General features: G+C 69.7%; 2 protein-coding genes. Both read right to left on the bottom strand.

The features are described 5' to 3' along the window. The coding region (locus HOV91_RS39210; RefSeq protein ID WP_369009331.1) for an arsenate-mycothiol transferase ArsC at positions 1-187 on the bottom strand (187 nt) is incomplete at its 3' end. Positions 188-240: 53 nt separating this feature from the next. Next, on the bottom strand, positions 241-779 hold a 539-nt coding region (locus HOV91_RS39205), incomplete at its 5' end, for an arsenic resistance protein (protein ID WP_369009334.1).

Below are 779 nucleotides of genomic sequence, written 5' to 3'. Positions count from 1 at the left end.
CGACGACCAGATCGACGGCGCGCAGCAGCCGCGGATCGATCGGTTTCGGGGTTTCGCCGCTGATGTCGACGCCGACTTCGAGCAGCGACTGCACCGACAACGCGTTCAGACTCTGCCCCGGGTCGGTGCCCGCGGAGTACGCCTCGACGCGCCCTGCCGCGGCGTGACGCATCAACCCGGCGGCCATCTGGGACTTGCCGCTGTTGCGCACGCACACGAACAGCACCGCAGGCGTCGCGCTCACCGCTCCAGCACCTCCTCCGGCGCCGCGTCGGCAGCGGCGGGCGTGTCAGGGGTGGCGCGGAAGCGGCCGCGCAGCGCCAGGGACACATACACCAGGCCGACGAGGACGGGCACTTCGATGAGCGGGCCGACCACTCCGGCCAGGGCCTGGCCGGAGGTGGCGCCGTAGGTGGCGATGGCGACGGCGATGGCGAGTTCGAAGTTGTTGCCCGCGGCGGTGAACGCCAGGGTGGTGGTGCGGGCATAGCCCAGACGCATGACCGCGCCGAGCAGGTAGCCCCCGCCCCACATGAGCGCGAAGTAGGCCAGCAGCGGGATCGCGATCCGCACGACATCCAAGGGCTGGGAGGTGATCTGCTCCCCTTGCAGGGCGAACAGGATCACGATGGTGAACAGCAACCCGTACAGCGCCCACGGCCCGATCCGCGGCAGCAGCGTGGATTCATACCAGTCGCGGCCCTTGGCGCGTTCGCCGAAGCGGCGGGTCAGATAGCCCGCCAGCAGCGGGATACCCAGGAAGATCAGCACCGATTTCG

Source organism: Nocardia barduliensis (assembly GCF_013315795.1).
GTDB classification, from domain to species: domain Bacteria; phylum Actinomycetota; class Actinomycetes; order Mycobacteriales; family Mycobacteriaceae; genus Nocardia; species Nocardia barduliensis.
This window is presented reverse-complemented; position numbering and strand designations above follow the sequence as displayed.